This is a genomic window from Shewanella sp. S1-49-MNA-CIBAN-0167 (assembly GCF_040310145.1).
In the GTDB taxonomy this organism is placed as follows: Bacteria; Pseudomonadota; Gammaproteobacteria; order Enterobacterales; family Shewanellaceae; genus Shewanella; species Shewanella psychromarinicola.
Window position 1 is genome coordinate 123,886 of sequence record NZ_JBEOPO010000006.1, and the last position, 19,409, is coordinate 143,294.

The following is a 19,409-nucleotide window of genomic DNA, read 5'->3' on the forward strand; positions in this document are numbered from 1 at the left end:
ATAAAAAATAGGAATACATACATGAAAGCTAAATTAATCGCATTTGCAGCAGCGGCCACCTTGGCTATAGGTGTATCTTCAGCATGGGCACAAGGCGCTTTACATCAAGCTGAAGTTCTCGACACCATGAATGGCGGTGGTTATACCTATGTTCAGTTAAAAGAAGCTGACAAAACATACTGGGCAGCAGGTCCGCAAACTGAAGTAAGCAAAGGTGACAAGGTCGAAGTGTCAGAGCAAATGTGGATGAGTGACTTTAAAAGCTCAAGCCTCAACAGAACATTTGATAAAATCATGTTTGTTGGTGATATTAATAAAAAATAGTACGTTTTATTGCTAAAACCTTACATAATTGACCAATCTTATCGATTGGTCTTTTTTATGCAAAATTCATTTCCTCATCCTTATCAAATCGTGGATTTTTCTGCGTCAAATGCAACTCAAATCAGTCAATTGTACCATTGTGCCGTGCAAGGTATTATTCATCCAAGATACCCAAAATTAAAACTCAATGCATGGTCCTCAGCACCCCGTTCCGCTAAATTTTGGCAACTAAGATACAAACGAAATAAAGCATGGTTAGCGCTTGATAACCAGCACGTTATTGGCTTTATTAGTGTGGAAACACACTTTAAATATCAAGGTTACATAGACTGCTTATATGTGCACCCCAACTACCAACACCAAGGCATCGCCAGCGCCTTATACAGTCACTTACAGCATTGGGCAATACAGCAACAATATTCCAACCTCAGTGTTGATGCATCATGCTTATCTAAGCCCTTGTTTGAAACCATGGGCTTTATCTTGCAACACACAAGCTATCAGCAAAAACGCGGTCAAACCTTTACCGGCTTTTACATGAAAAAACCTATTCTAAAAGCCTAGGTGCTAGGACGCTTCGCGGCTAGATCCTATAACAGCGGTAGAACTAGAGCTAGAACGATAACTGCACGCCATTGCGTGGCCTCAAAAAGGGCGCTAACGAGCGAACGCTTTGACCGCTTTATTTAGCAGCGTAGCGATCTAGCAGGACGCAGTCCGCCCTAGCCTCTAGGCTGTTACGCTTGTTATCGCTCTTCCCTGCTTTATTTAGCAGCGTAGCGATCTAGCAGGACGCAGTCCGCCCTAGCCTCTAGGCTGTTATCGCTTGTCATCGCTTGTTACCCGCTTCAACGCTTTAACAGCGGTTGTAGCATTTCTTCCAATCCATTGAGTTTCACTTCATACATTAATGCGAGTTGCTCACCGAGCTTGCCCTCTGGAAAACCTTTAGAATGAAACCAGACCAAATACGGTTCAGGTAAATGCAATAATTTACGTCCAGCATATTTACCAAATGGCATGGTTTGATTAATCGCTTCTAACAATTGCTGCTCATTCATCACTATGGCTCCAGGCCTTTGATTATCAATAAGGTTATTGTATTACCCATCACATTAACTATTTTATCAGCTCAGAGTCATTTTCAAAACTGCTTTAGGCTACGCCAAATCAACAGATAATGGATCTGTTTGCTATAGCGGGCCGTAAAGGCACCAGCAACGGAATAGCATAACTGACGGATGTCGAGTTAATGGCCATTCATGTCAAATCAGCACCAAGTTCACTTCAAAAACAAGCTCAAGTGACAATATCGAGCATTAATAAAGCGACTAATAAAGCCACTGCTAAAGTAAATGCTAAAGTTAAATACCCTATTTGACCTCAATTCTGGTTAATAAACGCTTATCAAACAGCCCTTAGCTTAAAAATAACCCATTTAGCTGCATCATCAAGTTATATCAATTAGCTATATTAAAATCATCCTATAGTCATTTAATGTATATAAATTGGTTATCTCGTTGCTGCCAATATTAAAACGGTGTCAGCACACTGGATTGTTAACCGTATTTAACTGGCGTAAGTCATTATTAAATTTAACCTTTAAGTAACATTGACGCATGTAAACTAGCGCCGTCAATTTTCTGTCTAAACACTCAACACAGTCAAATAACCGCCCAGATGACATTAATAAAAAACTGTCAAAAATCAACTAATTGACTAAACCCGCATCCATAATTACAGTGAGTTATCAATTACATTTAACGATGTAAGTTAATTTATATTGGGAGGGCAACGTCCATGATCATATTAGTTGGTGGTGAAAAAGGCGGCAGTGGTAAAAGCTGTCTTGCGCAAAATATTGCGGTATTCCTGACCAAAGAGGCGAATGCAAGCGTGATTATGGTCGACTGTGATCCACAACGAACCACATCAGACTGGATCCAAGCCCGTAACAATAATCCTAAATTACCTGCTATTAACTGCGTGCAACTCTATGGAAAAATTCGTAATGACTTACTCAGCTTAGAGCAACATTACGACTACGTTATTGTCGATTGCGGTGGCCAAGATAATTTAGCCCTTAGAGCAACCATGTCAGTGGCATCCCATGTGTTAATGCCATTACGCCCCAAACGACGCGACTTAAAAACCGTCAGTCATTTAGACGATATCGTCGCCACTTGTTTGATGATTAACCCAAAAATGAAAGCGTCATTCGTGATCACGCAGTGCCCAAGTTTACCTAATCAGGCAAGCAGAATTATAGAAGCAAAAGATGTTTGTCGTACCTACGACATTAACGTGTTAGATGCGGTTAACTACAGTCGTAATATTTACGACGATAGTGAAGAATCGGGATTATCTGTATTTGAATTAGAGCCAAAAGGTAAAGCGGCATTAGAAATGCGCAGTATTGCCTGCGAATTACTCGAAATTACTGATGCAAAACAACTCATCGAACAGCGCAATACTGCATCAAATGTGACCACATTGAGAGGAAATTATGGGACTAGCCGATCTCAAGAAAAACGCTTCGTTATGTAAAAATACCACTAACATTGCGGTATCGATTGATGACTTTATTGCGGCAGCCGATTTATATGCTGCGGGTCAAGACCGTCCTCAACATGATGCAAAGCAAACAATTACGACAACCAATGCCGATAACCAGAGCAATATAATCGATTTTCTACAGCGTAAATATCCACAGTATCTTGAACCAATGGTGTCTGCGAATAAAAGCAAAAAACAGCCTTACAAACACTGTACATTTACCTTAAGTGAAACGGCAATAAATGAACTAACATTACTGAGCCAACAAGGAGTCATAGCAAAATCAAAACTCATCAGGCAATTGATTTCACAACATTTCAGTCTATCACCACAACAACAAAAAATGTTAGAGGCTAATTTTTCAGACCAGTAATACATCTTAAATACACCTAATAATTGCAAATAAGTACTCTTTTCTCCCCACCCTTTTGCTGGCAACAAATATGAGGTTAATATTTGTTAGTCAGTGCTTTTTTTTAAAGTTTAATGCCTTCATTCCAACCAAAAAGTTAATAGCCGACACCCTGATCACTATTTAGTTTTCACTAAAGCTTGAATTTGTTCAATCGCTACCCCATTAATTATTAATACTCACAGTATGAAAAAATGAGCAATGCACTCATCGGCAAGCTCCAGTAATCAATAATGATGGGTTCGAGACAATAATTTAACTCCCCTTCGACCACCAGGACATGTCTATGATCGCGATTATAATATTGCTCGTTATATCAATGATAGCCGTGGGGTGGATCGTCAGTAGTCAATGGCGTATCAACCGTCAACGTAATATCGTCACCCGTCAGCCATTTCCCACACGATGGCGTAACATATTGAAAACCCGCTTTCCATACTTTAAAGCCATGCCGACGGATTTGCAGCTTCAGCTCAAAAAACATATTCAAATCTTTATCGATGAAAAACAATTTGTGGGTTGTAACGGATTCGAAATTAATGACGAAGTAAAAGTCACCATCGCAGCCCAAGCCTGTTTATTATTACTCAACCGTAAAACCGACTATTACCCTAAACTGAAGCAAATTTTAGTCTACCCAAGTGCATTTATTGTTGAGCAAAACCGAACTGGCCTCGGGGGAGTACAATCGACCCAACGTAATGTCTTGCTAGGTGAATCATGGGAGTATGGTAAAGTTGTTTTATCATGGAACAGCACTGTAGAAGGCGCGGCAGATCCATTTGATGGCAGTAATGTGGTCATACACGAATTTGCTCATCAACTTGATCAAGAAGATGGCAGCGCCAATGGCGCTCCTCCACTGCGAGATATCACTTCATATCGCTCATGGTCAACAACACTGGGGCAAGAGTTTCAGCAACTTCAGTATTGCGCTCAGCATCATATCCCGTCATTATTCAATTATTATGGCGCGACCAATCCGGCGGAGTTTTTTGCGGTGATCAGTGAAACTTTTTTCGAACGACCTGTAGAGTTTTATCAACAACATCAACAATTGTATAAAGAATTGAGCCAATTTTATCAGCTAGATCCCATAAATTGGCACTAGAATACTAATAGTAAAAACATCATAATAATTCACAATATGAAAAGGGATACTATGCAATCAATTATCCACCGACTCGGTTTTATTGCCGTGTTAATGACCACAGTGACGGCTTTTGACTTACACGCAACGCAGGCGGAAGAATTAACCACAGAACAAAGTCAAACCGAGCCGAAAAATGAACACGTGAGTCAACAAGTGAGCTCCGAAAGCGAAGCTGTGATTAAAGACATCAATCAAAAAAACGAGTTAATTGACAGCCAAGGTTTATCTGCAAAAGACAGCCAAGCTGTTAGTGGCTTATTAAATCAATTACATGAAAGTGCTGCTGCAGCAGACTGGAGTACTTATTTTAGTCTTTATCACCCACAAGCCGTGTTTATTGGCACCGATGCATCAGAGCGTTGGAATATGGTTGAATTTGAGCGCTATGCTAAACCCACTCAAGGTTGGCACTACGATGTAAAATCGCGTCACTTGTTACAAATTGACGATACGATTGTATTTGACGAACAGCTCTACAGCCCAGCTTATGGCGTCAGCCGTGGTACTGGCGCGTTAGTACAAACAGTTGATGGTTGGAAAATTGCTCAGTATCATTTGAGTTTCCCAATCCCAAACGACAAAGCTAAACGTATTACCAGCTTAATTATGCAATAAGGATTTAAGGATATGGTGGCCATTGTCGATTATCATGACCACCATAAAACTGAATACCTAATACCTAATACCTAATATCTAAAGCTTAGCTTTTAAGATTGTCGGTAATTGCACAACATTCAGCATTCAAGAATCAATAATCCTTCTATGTCATTGACACCCTAAAACACACATTCGCTAGTTCACTAAAGTGTGTAAAACTGTCGAAATCTTCTTGCTCAAAATGACGTTCAGAACCCTGCCTATCGGCATAGAATAACCCTAACACTTTATGACCTACACAGAGTGGCGCTAATAAAAAACCATGTTGAGAAAAACGTTCAACTAGCACATCATCAACTTGTACTTTGCATTCATTACTGGTTGGTGTATTTACCCAAAAGCTCTTTTTTTGCCCCACACATTGAGTGAAAACCGATGTTGGATCATCAAGTTCAATCACAAAGGCTTGTTTTAATAACTCTGCACCATCACCCATCATCACTCTGGGTTGTAATAATTTACGGCTCGGTGATAGTAACAACACGCCACAACGATCCAAGCCAACACCGGTTAGCATCCCTTCTAATGTGGTGTGCATTATTTGATTAAAATCAGTTTTCTCCACCGCATAATGAGTGAGTTGCCTCAATTTGCTTAATTGATAACCTTGGTTGGTTTGTCGTATCTCTGTGGGCTCAATCGGAGAATCGGCTTTTTCTAATACGTCGCCAGTATTAGGTAAATAAGACACTATGGCTTTGGCACCATATTCAATGGCTAACTTATGGGTGATGTCACTGCAATCAATGAATCGTTGTGTAAACTCATCCACACTGATGTCTAACATGTCTGCGGCTTGGGATAAGCGCTTATGTAATTCTTCAGCATTAACGTTAGGCTGAGAAACAATTTCTGATAACTTATTCGCTAAAAATATACAACGGATCTCAGGCATGCGCTCATCAGGTTGTGCTAAAGACTTAATCAATACTTCACCTAAACCCCAACTTCTGGCAATACTTTGGGTAAGCTGAGGAAATGAGGTGCCAAGTTCAGCTCGGATCAGTGATTTTTGCTCAATGTTATCCTCAATGGTTAATAATTTTTTATCCAGTTGCTCGGTCTGCTCACCACCCATACTCCAAAAAGCACTTTCACCTATCCGATATAACAAAGAGGCAATAAACACTTCTTCACGCAACGACTCGCCCTTGTCGCTCATCATCATTCGAGCCAACATCGCCGCTTGAAATGACTGCGCCATCAGCTTTAATAAACGCTGGTAAACACCTTCTGAAAGGTGTTTATTTTCTAATAAGCTGGTCAGTAATTTAGCGGTAAGACAGATATTGCGAATAGTATCAAAACCTAGCACCACAGCCGCGCGGCTAACCGTTGAGACTTGACTAATGCCTTTGTTGTATATGGCGCTGTTAGCCACTCGTAAAATACGTGACGTTAATGCGTTATCGTGCATCACACTTCGACCTAATAAAGATAACGAAGACACATCGTCTTTTGCCAGCCTTTCTAAATCAAGCACGGTTGAACATAATGCAGGCATTTCTTGATCACTGATCCGTTTAGTCCAGTAATCAGCCCCTTTTTGCGGAGTCATAGGTTTCAAAAAAACAGCCTAAATGTAACAAATATTATTTTCAGTATACTCAATTTCATCACAGTGTCTTGTAGATATTGTTACTCGCTCAAGCTAGCTCACGTATCAACGCAAAAACAACACTTTCGGCATCCTCAATCATACTGACTGGCAAGTTAACAAAATTGACTCTAGCACACTGAATAAACGACAATTTATATTGTGATTAATCACTTTATTTAGGCTCTGCTTATCTTTTTGCTTAGGAGTGGTCTGAGGTGCAACCCACCAATGCCATATTAAGGTCAATCCGTGGGATTTTTGGATAAATGAGTAGGTAAAAAAAAACGGCTCGCAAGAGCCGCAATCACAAATAATGTGGTTAAAAAAGCTTACCGGGAGGAAGTACCCAAACAATCAGGATCAACAACTAAGCATATACTTATAATCCATCATACTTGGATAAAAATCCCGTACGACCTGTAGGTGAGCCGCACGGGGTTACAACAGTCACAAAGTGACTAAGCTTGTAAAATGGTCAGGCAACTATCTTAGAACTGTTCTTCTTCAGTAGAGCCCGTTAGTGCAGTTACTGAAGACTTACCGCCTTGGATACATGTTGTTACTTGATCGAAGTAACCAGTACCCACTTCTTGCTGATGCGACACGAAAGTGTAACCTTTCTTAGCTGCAGCAAATTCAAGTTCTTGTACTTTTTCAACATAATGCTTCATGCCTTCGCCACGTGCATAGTCATAGGCTAAATCGAACATGTTGTACCACATGTTATGAATGCCTGCTAACGTGATGAACTGGTACTTGTAGCCCATGTTTGATAACTCTTGCTGGAATTTAGCAATTGTTACATCATCCAAGTTCTTCTTCCAGTTGAACGAAGGAGAACAGTTATAAGCAAGTAGTTGATCTGGGTACTGTGCATGAATGGCATCAGCAAACTTCTTCGCTTCTTCAAGACAAGGTTTAGCGGTTTCACACCAAATTAAGTCAGCATAAGGTGCGTAGGCAAGACCACGAGAAATCGCTTGGTCTAAGCCAGCTTTAACGCGGTAGAAACCTTCGTTAGTTCGCTCGCCTGTCACAAAGTCACGGTCATATTCATCACAATCTGAAGTCATTAAATCGGCAGCATTAGCATCAGTACGTGCAATAACTAACGTATCTACACCGCTCACATCTGCAGCTAAACGGGCAGCAACAAGCTTTTGTACTGCTTCTTGGGTTGGCACTAGAACTTTACCGCCCATGTGACCACACTTTTTAACAGACGCGAGTTGGTCTTCAAAGTGAACCCCAGCAGCACCAGCATCAATCATCGACTTCATTAGTTCGAAAGCATTTAGTACGCCACCAAAACCCGCTTCTGCATCTGCAATAATAGGTAGGAAATAGTCAGTGTAATTGTCATCACCAGGATTGACTTCTTTGCCCCATTGAATTTGGTCAGCGCGGCGGAATGAGTTATTAATACGGCTTACTACTGCTGGTACAGAGTTAGCTGGGTATAGTGATTGGTCAGGATACATAGTGCCCGCTAAGTTAGCGTCCGCAGCAACCTGCCAGCCTGATAAATAAATCGCTTCAATACCCGCTTTTGCTTGTTGTACAGCTTGACCACCTGTAAGTGCACCAAGAGAGTTAACGTAGCCTTTCTTAGCGCCGCCATTAACCAGAGCCCACAATCTTGCGGCACCCAGTTTCGCAATCGTATTTTCTGGCACGACAGAGCCACGTAATGCGACGACTTCTTCAGCGGTAAAAGGACGCTTAACCGATTTCCAACGTGGATTTTCAGCCCAATCTTTCTTAATAGCATCAACCTGTTGCTGACGAGTTAGTTGTGTAGTCATAATGTCGCTCCTTCCTGTGTAATGGGTCGGCAAAGTGAATTTTTCGACTTTGCCTAATTCAGTAGTGTTGTAATTAATATTCTGATAACTGGCGTATTAAGCCGTTAGCAGTTCATATCCTGGTAATGTTAAGAAATCGACTAGCTCATCTGAAGTGGTAATTTGCTCGAACAGCCCTGCTGCTACAGTGAACTTGCCAGCATTAAAACGTTCAGCACCGAGCTCTTTCTTCACGTTGGCCATTTCTTCTTTCAACATGTCTTTAAATAATGTTTTGGTGACTAATTTGCCATTTGATAAGCTCTTGCCGTGTTGGATCCACTGCCAAATTGAAGTGCGCGATATCTCTGCTGTAGCAGCATCTTCCATCAAACCGTAAATCGGTACGCAACCATTACCCTGGATCCATGCTTCGATGTACTGCAAAGCAATGCGGATGTTCAAACGCATTCCCGCTTCCGTCTTCTCTCCATCGCAAGGCTCAAGTAATTCGCTGGCTAAAATCGGCGCATCCACATCACGGGTAATATGCAATTGATTGGTTCTATCGCCACCAATATAATCATTAAAAATTTTCATTGCGGTGTCGGCTAAACCTGGATGAGCAACCCAAGTACCATCGTGACCATTTCGGGCTTCTAACTCTTTATCGCCACGTACTTTTTGCAATACGAGTTCGTTAGTCGCTTCATCTTTGGCTGGAATAAACGCCGCCATACCACCCATCGCTAATGCGCCGCGTTTATGGCAGGTTTTAATCAGTAAGCGTGAATAGGCGCTTAAAAACTTAGTGTCCATGGTCACGGCTTGACGGTCTGGTAACACACGATCAGGGTATTTCTTTAATGTCTTAATATAGCTAAAGATATAGTCCCAACGACCACAATTAAGCGCGACAATGTTCGAACGAAGCTCATAAAGGATCTCCTCCATTTCAAACACCGCAGGTAAAGTCTCAATTAAACACGTACATTTAATCGTGCCAGGCTGTAAGCAAAAACGCTCTTCCACAAAGGCAAAGACTTTCGCCCACCAACGCGCTTCCAGATGGCTTTCTAGCTTAGGAATATAAAAGTAAGGTCCTGAGTTGTTAGCTAACAGTTGGCGATAGTTATGATAAAAGTACATTGCGAAATCAACTAAACCACCAGGAATAGGTTTACCTTTGTATTCAATGTGTTTTTCAATAAGATGCAAACCACGTACACGTGCAATTAATACTGCTGGGTCTGGATTAAGCGAATAATGCTTACCTGTTTCTGGGGCGGTAAAATCAATATCACCACGTACGGCATCACGAAGGTTAATTTGACCTTCTACAATCTTTAGCCAGCTTGGTGCTAAGGAGTCCTCAAAGTCAGCCATAAACACTTTTACATTGGCGTTCATCGCGTTGATGATCATTTTACGGTCAACGGGACCAGTAATTTCAACACGTCGGTCAGTTAGATCTTCAGGCATGCCGCGAATAGTCCAATCACCATCACGTATCGCACGAGTTTCAGGTAAAAAGTCTGGCAACTCACCGCCATCAATACGGGCTTGTTTATGTTGACGTTTACTTAACAACTCAGGTACTTCATCAACAAACTTTGCGCATAACGAATCAAGGAAAGTCACGGCGCCAGAGTTAAAGACCTCGTCTTGGCCGTTGACAGTGGGACCAATAAACGTGAGATCGGTTTTAAGCGAATCATCAGCATTTGCTGTGGACTTACTGTGTTGAGCTACCAATTGTTCTGCCGTCATATTTGGCTCCCTAAGTGCTATCAGTGTTGATAGTGCTATATGTGTTGATGTTGGTTGTCATGCTTCATTACTTAAACAGGCTAGTTATTGCTATCACTCACATTGAATCGTAAAGCTAAGCACCACTATCACGGCTTACGCTTAAATGTTTCAAATCAAGTTCAATAAAGAGTATGCAAATAATAGTTAACTGAAGCTGATGGTTAACCTGAAAGTTAATAATACAAACGTTCAAATGTTTGTTTCGTACTAAAAACTAACCAAAAACGTTTGTAATTGCAACAGTTAATACTTTACCAAACTGCCTTAAACACAGTGTCGACGATCACACAAATTGGTAATACCAAAGAATTAAAACCAATTAAGCTAATGATTAATATTAACTTTAATAATTAGAGCTTATACTTTAAATGAGTGGGTATAAATTCATCTTACCAATTGACCAGCAAACTGAAATAGTATAAAAGCTTGTAATTTAATTACCTGATGTAAATATAAATTTACATAACTTTAGTCTACATTGTTGAATTAAACAATTTGATAACGTTTTTAACTTACCTATACGTAACTGCATTTTATTGTTTAAAAACAGGATACTAAACTAAAGCAGTCAACTCAAAAATTTAAACAACCGTTTTAAATTTACGTTCACGTAAACGTTATAAAAAAAGACATTAGGACGTTTAAAAGTGTGAGTTACGTCACCCGATCAACAAGATCAAGCAGATTGGTCTGTTTTAAATAAAATTAAATTTTTTTTTAAAAAATGAAAAAAGTTCACGAATGGGGCAATAGAGAACCAAAATGGTGCAGTCGAAAGTATTAAACAGCGGTGATCGCAACGCTACGCTCACTGCATGGCAGTTATCGACTTATCGATAATTCATCAACCATTTCTAGCGTGAACAGAGTCATGCTTATACGCTACGTGGCGGGAAAAATTGAGAAAGCGTTGAGAAAGAGCTAACAAAGAGAGTCATAAGGTGGGCGGTTAATGTTTGCTACAAGGGGGCTTGATAGGATTTTGCTTTAAGCAACTTGGGGCAGAGACTTTACCCTCTTAACCACAACAGCTGGGGGCCGATTTTAGCCGCAATGACATGGGGTGCTATCATAAGCCTGATTCGATTATTGTCAGCTTGTCTGATGACGGCGGTTTCATGGTGTCGTTGTAACATACCGCACAATTTCGACCGTTATGTTTGGCCTTATAAAGGGCTAAATCGGCACGGTGAATTAATGGATCAAGGCTTAAATCATTTTTATCGACACTGCTAATGCCACAACTGATGGTAACCGTAAAATCGTGGCCAGAGAAACGAGTGTTAATATTGGCAACTTCACTGCGGATCTGTTCGGCTAAATCAGCAGCTATATTTTCAGTCTGCTTGGGCATAAAGATAGCAAACTCTTCCCCGCCCATTCGAGTAAAAATATGAGTAGAGTTCAACATATCACCAATCACATGAGTCACCTTTTTTAATACCCAGTCACCGGTGGCATGGCCATATTGATCATTAATATTTTTAAATAAGTCCAAATCCATCAACATAACTGAGAATGACTCGCCAAGCGTTTGAGCTTGAATGAATTCATTTTCCGCCATCTCTTGTCCTGTACGGCGGTTAAAAATCCCCGTTAATCCATCTCGCTGCGCTTGTTTCATAAATTGATTACGTTGCAACCAAGCAGATACCAATAACAATAATAAACCAACAGAAAGACCCACAAGTAACGTTGAGATCATGATGGAGGAGCTTTTTTCCTTCATGACTAAATCTTTTTGTTTTATCAGTAACTCGTGATCTTGGATCAAACTGGTATTCTCACGATTTTTTTCAACGCTATCAAAGCGGGCCATTTGATAAGCATTTTCTTTTACTTTCTGTTCATCAAGCAATTGCTTAGCCAGTGCAGAAGCGACAACTTGATATTGGTACGCTTTATCAAAGTGACCACGTTTACCTGCAATCAAAGAAAGGACTTCATTAACACGCTTTTTTACTTGCATGTTACTGGGTTTATTAGGTAAAGCATTGACTAATTGGGCAAACATTTTAGCTTGTTGGTAATCGCCTGAATGAAAATAAATAACGCTTAAATAAGACTGTATTTCATTTATTTCAACTTTAAATTTAAACTTTTGGTAGCGTTCTAAAGCCACTAGGTACAAACTTTCGGCTGCCGCATATTGTCCTTTATCAAACAGCACATTGCCTTGCCCCTTAATAGACATAATCTCAATTAAAGGAAGGCCATGATCTTTACAATACACTCGGGTGTCTTTGAATAATGTTTCAGCTTGATCAAAGTGCTGTAATTTTAAATGCGCTACAGAAAGGAGTAGCATTGAAAAACATTGATTTCGTGGATCTGCACCCTGGTTTAAACTCAGTGCTAATTGTGAAATTCGTAGCATTTCGTCATAAGCACCGAGTTGTAAGTACACGTTCGACAAGCGATTATAAGACTTTATTTTTATGCTGTTATCTTGATAATTTTCGATACGAGAAAAATTTTCCTCTAAGAGAGAAAAAGCTCGTTGATAGTTTCGCTGCGCTATATTTACGGTAATTTTAAATAAATAAATATTTGTCAGAACTTCCCCTGTTGGGTTAAACGTTAACGCTTTATCTAATGCCTTATCCGCTTCAACAAAATCGCCCAAATAAATATACTTTGCACTTAATAACCCATACAAACGACTGTGTTGTTGAGCCGTTAACAATGACTCAGAAGATAATGCAGCATCAATTTGTTCAATGGCTTGATTAATATCAGTCTGCAATGACTTTTCAATAGCATCTAAGCCTTTATCATAATCAATGCTAGCGGCAATCGCCGTACAGCTCAAAAACGATACAAAGATTATAAATATGTAGGGTAATTTTTTTAACAAAATAACTACTCTGTTGGATTTAGCACAATCAAATACATCGCCATTTCTTTGTCGCCGGACAACTGGCTGATGCGCGTTTTGTCGCCAGACATTACCGCTTCAATCTCTTCTTCTGTTAATCCATTTGATTTCATTACGCCGCGAGGATCACGCTTATATGCTTCTAATAGCGCAGCATTAGTCCCCAGTTTAGTAAAAAATGTACTTATGTTCGACATGTTATTGCTCTCTATTTTAAGAATTTATTATAGTTTTTTATTGTTAATTCATAATCATAATGACATAACAGGTTGCAACTCAACACCTAAAGAGCATGCTACTGATTTAGCTAGCGTTCATAAGCTGGAGTGTACTTTACACTCCAGTGGAATTAACAACAAACGGTGCTAGTTGTTACCCTTACATTAGCTGACAATTTCAATGAGCCATATTCTAAATGTGCCGATTAACATTGGCAAAAGGGTATTCCATCATTGCTGCATCCATATCCAGCTTTATAAAAAAATCGTCATGTTAACCATAATAACTCTCTTATTGTATCGTATAATCTTTTAATTTTAACAGTCACTTACCCCATATCTAATGCTGTTATGCCTAATTTAGCCAACATTTCATGGTTAAGAGTGATTTGGCTCGCAGGAGGGATCAATAATGTGCTAATCGTCGTTAACCTAGCCTCTGGCAATGCCGACAGCGATATACGCTCTATCACTGGTGATTGAAATGGCAAATTTGCTGCTTCATATATAATCACTTGATGGTTAAGCGGATACCACTGAGATAAATGTTCAACCAAAACCTGCAATCTCGCTTCAGTGGTACTAAATTGAGTCAAGGTGTGTTCGCCAGCAAGGGCTATCTGCCAAAGTAACAGGTGCGTGGTAGGATCAGGGACATGGTGATAAAGCATGAATTGAGTAGCCTCAAAGCTTTGGTGACCACTATTGCCAGGATCGATGCCTAAATCGGCCCACAAACACGCTTCGGCTGAAATCCCCGGTAACATGCTCGCGTCGTAACCTTCAGCACGGGCTTGTTTAATGGATAAATGCGCCACACAAGCAAACACCCCTGGGTGCCCATATAATGCGCACACAACTAATTTCCCTAGGCGCACTTCATCTAAAACGGCATTGATCATTTCAGCATAAGTATCACGGCGATTTTTTATCTCATCGTGTTGAGCATAGTAAACTTGTAGTGAACGCACATCAGCATTAAGCGACATCAGCCACCGTTCAGAAAAACCATCGGGCACTAACGAAAACACCACATCAGCATGTTCAATATAACTCAAACTTAATAAGCCTATTTGCCCAGCAAGCTGTAACCCGGTTCCAACACAAATAAGCTTACCTTGGTTTGCACTAGCTAATGTTGTTACCTGCGATGGATGAATAGTCATGGTGGTTTCTTATTATTGTAATCACTACAACTTATATAAAATATAAATTATCAGTGACTTATACATAAATAGCATTTGATATCGACAAATATTAGCTCGAGCGTTTTAAATCGAACAATTTAACAACATCTTACCAACATTTCTGCTGTAACGATAAATAAAAATGAAAATTTACTATAAATTTATTTCTCCGAAAAATGGAACTTAGCGCGCTAAATTGACTCAAAGCCACAACATCTTCTAATAGCCCCTTGTCAGCATAGGGACAGCTTGGGTATGATGACCGACAGAATTTAGGAAGTAGCGCAGACAATGATAAACAAAAAACAAAGTCTTACCCTTGTAAGCGCAGTAGCGCTTTCATTATCTCTTAGCGGATGCAGTGTGTTTGATTGGTTGATTTATAAACCAGACGTGCCGCAAGGCAACTACATGGAAACACAGCAAGTCGATAAACTTCGTATCGACATGACTAAAGAGCAAACCGAATATATTTTAGGTCGCCCAGTATTGCGCGACAGCTTCTCCGATGACACTTGGTATTATGTGTATCATTTCAAAAGTGGTCGAGATGCTAGCATTACCCATAAAGAATTGATTATTCACTTTAATGGCGACAAAGTTTCCAGTGTTGTGGGTGATTATGACCTCAGTAACGATTTTAATACCCCGCTTGGGCAAAGCTCATTACCCTCGGTCAACCAGCCTGATCTTAAGCCTTTATTACCTGAAGTTCGCCCAGATGCGAAACCTTTGGTTGAAGAGCAACGTCCGACGTTAAAAAATCAAGCTAAAACCGATAATGAAGCGTTATAAGTCAAATGCCACCATGTGATTTAAGCAAAAAAAAGCAGGACCTCTATTGAGGAGCCTGCTTTTTTTTTGCTATATAGCTCATCTCTTAGCCCGAGTTGAGATTGATTAACCTTAGTTCGGCATAAGGGCGGTTTGATAACCGTTTAGTATCCTAAGCGAAGGTTAGTTGACTTTGGCACCGGTAATTTTATTAATACGACCTTCATCTTTGGCCTTTTCGGCGCGCTTACGACGCACATCTTTAGGATCTGCAATTAACGGGCGATAAATTTCGACACGCTGCCCAGGAACGAGCACTTCATCATGTTTAGCCTGACGGCTAAATACCCCAAGCTTAACCTCTTCAAGGTTAATATCAGGAAAAAATAGCACCATATCACTTTGCTTAACGGCTTCAATAAATGTGGTTCCTGGCGACACCATAATCGGAATAATTTTCTGTTGTTTTGGCAATGCATAAATAACATCTACCGAGAATTTTTCTGTTGCATTAATCACGATAAATCACCTTTGCCCTGTCGGTAAATGCCATCACCATCGACGACATTAAATCCTTAAATACCTTACCAAACGCCATATCAACAAGCACACTAGAAAATTCGAAGTCTAAATCGAATTCAACTTTACAGGCATCTTCAGTCAGCTCGGTAAATGTCCACAAGCCATGCATATACTTAAACGGGCCATTTTCCAATTCAAGTGAAATCGATTTGGCGCGAACAACTTGATTGCGCGTGGTAAATGTTTTACTGATCCCCGCTTTACTGACATCAACCGAAGCCACCATGGTTTTACCATCAAACTCAAGCACCTTCCCCCCAACACATCCGGGTAGAAAAGCATGATACGATTCAACATCATTGACTAAATCATACATCTGTAAGGCACTAAATCTAACCAGTACATTCTTGGAAATCTTGGGCATCTGACATCACTATCCTTAATACAATAGCCCGATTTTATCACGTTAAACAAAAAAGGCATCTTTGAGAGTGTTAAATCACGTTGGAAATAACACAATCACTAAGAAACTGGGTATAATCGTTGAAAGATCAAAAATCTCCCCCATATCTATTAGTTAATAGATTAACTTAATAGAGTTTATCAAATGGGCTCACTGCGGGTTGTCCAGCACCATCCTTCAGGTCAATAACGGCAATCAGACGGTAATAACTATGGTAAAAAAGAAATCAGCAAAAAATTCCTCAGCGAGCATCGCACGTAATAAACGCGCGACCTTTGAATACCGCATCGAAGAAAAGGTCGAAGCGGGATTACAACTTATGGGCTGGGAAGTTAAGTCCATTCGTATGGGGAAAGTCAACTTATCTGATTGTTATGTATATATTAAAGAGGGTGAAGCCTTTATGCATGGTTGTACTATTCAACCACTTAATACCGCTTCAACACATGTAATATGTGATCCCATCAGAACAAAAAAACTGCTATTAAAGCGCAAAGAAATTGACAAACTTGCCGGCCTAATTGAACGTCAAGGCTACACCTTAGTGCCATTATCAATGTACTGGCGTAAAGGCGCTTGGGTAAAAGTAGAAATAGGTTTAGGTAAAGGTAAAAAAGATCACGATAAACGTGAAGACACCAAAGAACGCGAATGGAAAATTGAAAAAGCGCGTGTCATGAAAAAAGACAAAGAGAACGCTTAATCTCATCAATAGACCTTTGAAGTGAATAACACTGATAAGTCTTTAACTAACAGAGCTCTATTACGAAGTTGAGCCTATTACGAACAGATAGTGAACAAACGATTATATTTTGTTAATGGACGCTAGGTATTCATCTAACAACACGCTATAGTTAACTCAATTGGGGGCGATTCTGGATTCGACAGGATTCACGAAACCCAAGGAGCATGTCGAGGGGCGGTTGGCCTCGTAAAAAGCCGCACCGTTATAGTTGCAAACGACTCTAACTACTCTCTAGCAGCTTAGGCTAGCTAGCCATCAACCACACGTTTCGCACGTGGACAGTGGATTCTGATGGTCATATTACAGTGTGCTAGCGAGGGAACTCCGTCCGGGGGTGAACCGCGAAACAGTACCGGACTCACCAAGTAGCATCCTGTCTTTCGGAGACTGCTTGGTTAAATAAAAGAGAGACTAAACATGTAGTGCCGAGGATGTAGGCTTTCTGGACGCGGGTTCAAGTCCCGCCGCCTCCACCAATTTATAGAAGGGCTTAGCAGCAATGCTAAGCCCTTTTTGTTTGTCTATTTTTGGGTGGCAACATTTTATACTTCGATTAACTGGTCGTAATCATTCAATTTAAAAAATAACATCAACGTCGTGGCGCTTCGCCCACACCAGACCAAGAGGAAATCAACGGCTATTCCCTCTTGGAACTCCCAGCCGCCCCGCAACATTTTCAAACAGCGAAAAGGTCGCCATGGGGTCAGATCCAGCTTTTAACCTCATTTGAATCTTGCCTCGGTCTTATTCGAAAATGCTAACGCTTCCGATAGGCCATCCTTGGCCAACGAAAGCTAGCCTGACGTCCTGTCAGGCTCACGCTATTTTCTTCAACGTCCTCAAGTTCAGAGTTGAATTTGTCCCTTTTAAAGTCAGTATATCTGACACGTTTATGCCCCAAAATGTGTTAGTAGCCGATTTTAAATGTCACTAATTTATTCAATAAATCCTGCTACAGACATACTCCCTACAAGCTGTAAATGTACAGTTATAATTATTCCCTAAGAATTGGCCACTATTAGCGATGCAAAAATCAGCTCAAATGGCATCGATAAATTAGCGTGTAAAAATATAACATCTATATTTCAACAACTTAATTTTCCATGTGTAGTAGCAATAGACCCTATAAATATTCTTGTCCAATTTTGCGGAATGACCAACCTGGAATTCTTAGATGATGATGATGGATTAGTCTATTTACATCAATAGGTTACATTGATATATTTAATGAAAGTGAAGTAGATATTTATTCAAGACGCTGGATGATAGCCTGTTAACTTCGTGAGGAGACAATAAAATCAAAGTTTTAAATATTATTTTATCTTTAGTCATTTTTAGCGCTGTTGTTGAAGCTGACTATAAACCTCCTGCTGAGGAGTCCAGTCAAGGAATCACAGCTTCGATTACTGTTGAGGCTGCTTCCAAGCTGGTAGATATTGAAAAATTAAAAGTCTGTGCGGGAACAAACCCTTATTGTTCATTATCTTTAGGGGTTTTCTATTTATATGGGAAGGGAGTAGAGAAAAACTATCAAGCAGCATTTGAACTTTTTTCTTTTGCTGCAAAATATGACATTGGTAGTGCACATTTTCATATCGGAATTATGCATAAAGATGGCTCGATAGCCGGTAAGATTGATTTTATACAAGCATTTGAAGCTTTTTCTTCTGGAGCTAGTTTAGGAGATCGCCCTTCGCAGATCTTTTTGGCATCAGCATATGAAACTGGAGAAGGCGTTAAGATTAACTATAAAGAAGCTCTTAAGTGGCATTTGGCCGCCGCACAAGATAACGATACAGAACAGCTCAAAGTCTGTGATTATTATACAAATGGTTGGGGAACGAAAATAGACTACAAAAAATCGTTTGAGTATTGTAGGCGAGCATCAATAAATGGTAATGCGGAAGCAACGCAAAGATTAGCCAATCATTTCTATAGAGGATGGGGCGTTGAGAAAAATATAATGAAAGCCTATAGTCTCTTCATCGTATCGAAAGAACTAGGCAATACTTCTGTAGATAAATACCTATCTTACATTAAGACTTTGTTGTCAGAAGATGAAATACTCAAGTCACAAGGGGAAGTTGAGTTTTGGCTTGAAGAAATAACTATCAAGGAATTGCAAAATATCCATCTAAAAAGGACGTCTGGACTTTAGAATTAAGCTTTACTAAAGTTTAAAACAGCCATACTTCGTCTAACCCAAACAAGCATGATTAGAGTCATAGTCCTAAAGCGTTTATGCCCGTGCGACCTGAGGTCGTATGAAGCGCTGTTCACCGCGATAAGAGTGAACCATCTGTATCACCAGATGCCCCTAAGAC

At 40.1% G+C, this 19,409-nt stretch carries 18 protein-coding genes, 1 other RNA gene and 1 pseudogene; 11 read left to right on the forward strand and 9 right to left on the reverse strand.

The features are described 5' to 3' along the window. Positions 1 to 21: 21 nt before the first annotated feature. A complete protein-coding gene (locus AAEZ00_RS04405; protein WP_101032405.1) occupies positions 22 to 324 on the forward strand; it encodes an NrfJ in 303 nt (100 codons plus the stop codon). A gap of 57 nt (positions 325 to 381) precedes the next feature. Continuing rightward, a complete protein-coding gene (locus tag AAEZ00_RS04410; protein WP_124011994.1) occupies positions 382 to 888 on the forward strand; it encodes a GNAT family N-acetyltransferase in 507 nt (168 codons plus the stop codon). Between the two features lie 284 nt (positions 889 to 1,172). On the opposite strand, the gene AAEZ00_RS04415 is transcribed toward AAEZ00_RS04410, so the two are convergent. After that, positions 1,173 to 1,385, reverse strand: a complete 213-nt coding sequence (locus AAEZ00_RS04415; RefSeq protein WP_101032407.1) for a DUF3820 family protein — start codon at positions 1,383 to 1,385, stop codon at positions 1,173 to 1,175. Positions 1,386 to 2,124: 739 nt separating this feature from the next. Between AAEZ00_RS04415 and AAEZ00_RS04420 the strand changes: the two genes are divergently transcribed. From AAEZ00_RS04420 to AAEZ00_RS04435, 4 genes are all read left to right on the forward strand, one after another. Continuing rightward, positions 2,125 to 2,871, forward strand: coding sequence for an AAA family ATPase (locus AAEZ00_RS04420; protein WP_124011995.1), 747 nt, complete (start codon positions 2,125 to 2,127; stop codon positions 2,869 to 2,871). Further along, positions 2,831 to 3,253 (forward strand): hypothetical protein, encoded by a 423-nt coding sequence (locus tag AAEZ00_RS04425; protein ID WP_101032409.1) that lies wholly within the window; start codon positions 2,831 to 2,833, stop codon positions 3,251 to 3,253. Before AAEZ00_RS04420 ends, AAEZ00_RS04425 begins: the two co-directional genes overlap by 41 nt. A gap of 325 nt (positions 3,254 to 3,578) precedes the next feature. Further along, positions 3,579 to 4,403 (forward strand): M90 family metallopeptidase, encoded by an 825-nt coding sequence (locus AAEZ00_RS04430; RefSeq protein WP_101032410.1) that lies wholly within the window; start codon positions 3,579 to 3,581, stop codon positions 4,401 to 4,403. A 51-nt stretch (positions 4,404 to 4,454) separates the two neighbouring features. After that, entirely contained in the window at positions 4,455 to 5,060 is a 606-nt protein-coding gene (locus tag AAEZ00_RS04435; protein WP_351075355.1) for a nuclear transport factor 2 family protein, read from the forward strand. Positions 5,061 to 5,205: 145 nt separating this feature from the next. On the opposite strand, the gene AAEZ00_RS04440 is transcribed toward AAEZ00_RS04435, so the two are convergent. The 6 genes from AAEZ00_RS04440 to AAEZ00_RS04465 form a co-directional block, all read right to left on the reverse strand. Continuing rightward, a complete protein-coding gene (locus tag AAEZ00_RS04440; RefSeq protein ID WP_502959317.1) occupies positions 5,206 to 6,669 on the reverse strand; it encodes an HDOD domain-containing protein in 1,464 nt (487 codons plus the stop codon). Positions 6,670 to 7,190: 521 nt separating this feature from the next. After that, positions 7,191 to 8,507, reverse strand: a complete 1,317-nt coding sequence (gene aceA / locus AAEZ00_RS04445; protein ID WP_124011997.1) for an isocitrate lyase — start codon at positions 8,505 to 8,507, stop codon at positions 7,191 to 7,193. 96 nt (positions 8,508 to 8,603) lie between these two features. Continuing rightward, entirely contained in the window at positions 8,604 to 10,256 is a 1,653-nt protein-coding gene (gene aceB, locus AAEZ00_RS04450) for a malate synthase A (RefSeq protein WP_351075357.1), read from the reverse strand. 1,111 nt (positions 10,257 to 11,367) lie between these two features. Next, the gene (locus AAEZ00_RS04455) at positions 11,368 to 13,110 is read right to left on the reverse strand and encodes a tetratricopeptide repeat-containing diguanylate cyclase (RefSeq protein WP_124011999.1); all 1,743 of its coding nucleotides are present in this window, start codon (positions 13,108 to 13,110) and stop codon (positions 11,368 to 11,370) included. Positions 13,111 to 13,160: 50 nt separating this feature from the next. Continuing rightward, positions 13,161 to 13,373 (reverse strand): hypothetical protein, encoded by a 213-nt coding sequence (locus AAEZ00_RS04460; protein WP_101032415.1) that lies wholly within the window; start codon positions 13,371 to 13,373, stop codon positions 13,161 to 13,163. A 350-nt stretch (positions 13,374 to 13,723) separates the two neighbouring features. Beyond that, positions 13,724 to 14,560 carry an SAM-dependent methyltransferase gene (locus AAEZ00_RS04465; protein WP_124012000.1) on the reverse strand — a complete coding sequence of 279 codons (837 nt, stop codon included), beginning with the start codon at positions 14,558 to 14,560 and terminating at the stop codon, positions 13,724 to 13,726. 312 nt (positions 14,561 to 14,872) lie between these two features. Here AAEZ00_RS04465 and AAEZ00_RS04470 point away from each other — a divergent pair, with 312 nt between their 5' ends. Next, positions 14,873 to 15,376: an outer membrane protein assembly factor BamE gene (locus tag AAEZ00_RS04470; protein WP_101032417.1), complete on the forward strand. Its 504-nt coding sequence runs from the start codon at positions 14,873 to 14,875 to the stop codon at positions 15,374 to 15,376. A gap of 162 nt (positions 15,377 to 15,538) precedes the next feature. Here the strand turns inward: AAEZ00_RS04470 and AAEZ00_RS04475 are convergent, their stop codons facing one another. Together AAEZ00_RS04475 and AAEZ00_RS04480 are read right to left on the reverse strand one after the other, a co-directional pair. Further along, the gene (locus AAEZ00_RS04475; RefSeq protein WP_101032418.1) at positions 15,539 to 15,874 is read right to left on the reverse strand and encodes an RnfH family protein; all 336 of its coding nucleotides are present in this window, start codon (positions 15,872 to 15,874) and stop codon (positions 15,539 to 15,541) included. After that, entirely contained in the window at positions 15,867 to 16,301 is a 435-nt protein-coding gene (locus tag AAEZ00_RS04480; protein ID WP_101032419.1) for an SRPBCC family protein, read from the reverse strand. Before AAEZ00_RS04480 ends, AAEZ00_RS04475 begins: the two co-directional genes overlap by 8 nt. 250 nt (positions 16,302 to 16,551) lie before the next feature. Between AAEZ00_RS04480 and smpB the strand changes: the two genes are divergently transcribed. The 4 genes and pseudogenes from smpB (at position 16,552) to AAEZ00_RS04500 (ending at position 19,243) form a co-directional block, all read left to right on the forward strand. Continuing rightward, positions 16,552 to 17,043 (forward strand): SsrA-binding protein SmpB, encoded by a 492-nt coding sequence (gene smpB / locus AAEZ00_RS04485; RefSeq protein ID WP_101032420.1) that lies wholly within the window; start codon positions 16,552 to 16,554, stop codon positions 17,041 to 17,043. A 162-nt stretch (positions 17,044 to 17,205) separates the two neighbouring features. Then, positions 17,206 to 17,561, forward strand: a transfer-messenger RNA (tmRNA) gene (gene ssrA, locus AAEZ00_RS04490). Positions 17,562 to 18,520: 959 nt separating this feature from the next. Continuing rightward, positions 18,521 to 18,640, forward strand: a pseudogene (locus tag AAEZ00_RS04495) (SEL1-like repeat protein); the annotation flags it as partial. Positions 18,641 to 18,688: 48 nt separating this feature from the next. Beyond that, positions 18,689 to 19,243 carry a tetratricopeptide repeat protein gene (locus AAEZ00_RS04500; RefSeq protein ID WP_351088395.1) on the forward strand — a complete coding sequence of 185 codons (555 nt, stop codon included), beginning with the start codon at positions 18,689 to 18,691 and terminating at the stop codon, positions 19,241 to 19,243. The last annotated feature ends 166 nt before the right edge of the window (positions 19,244 to 19,409 follow it).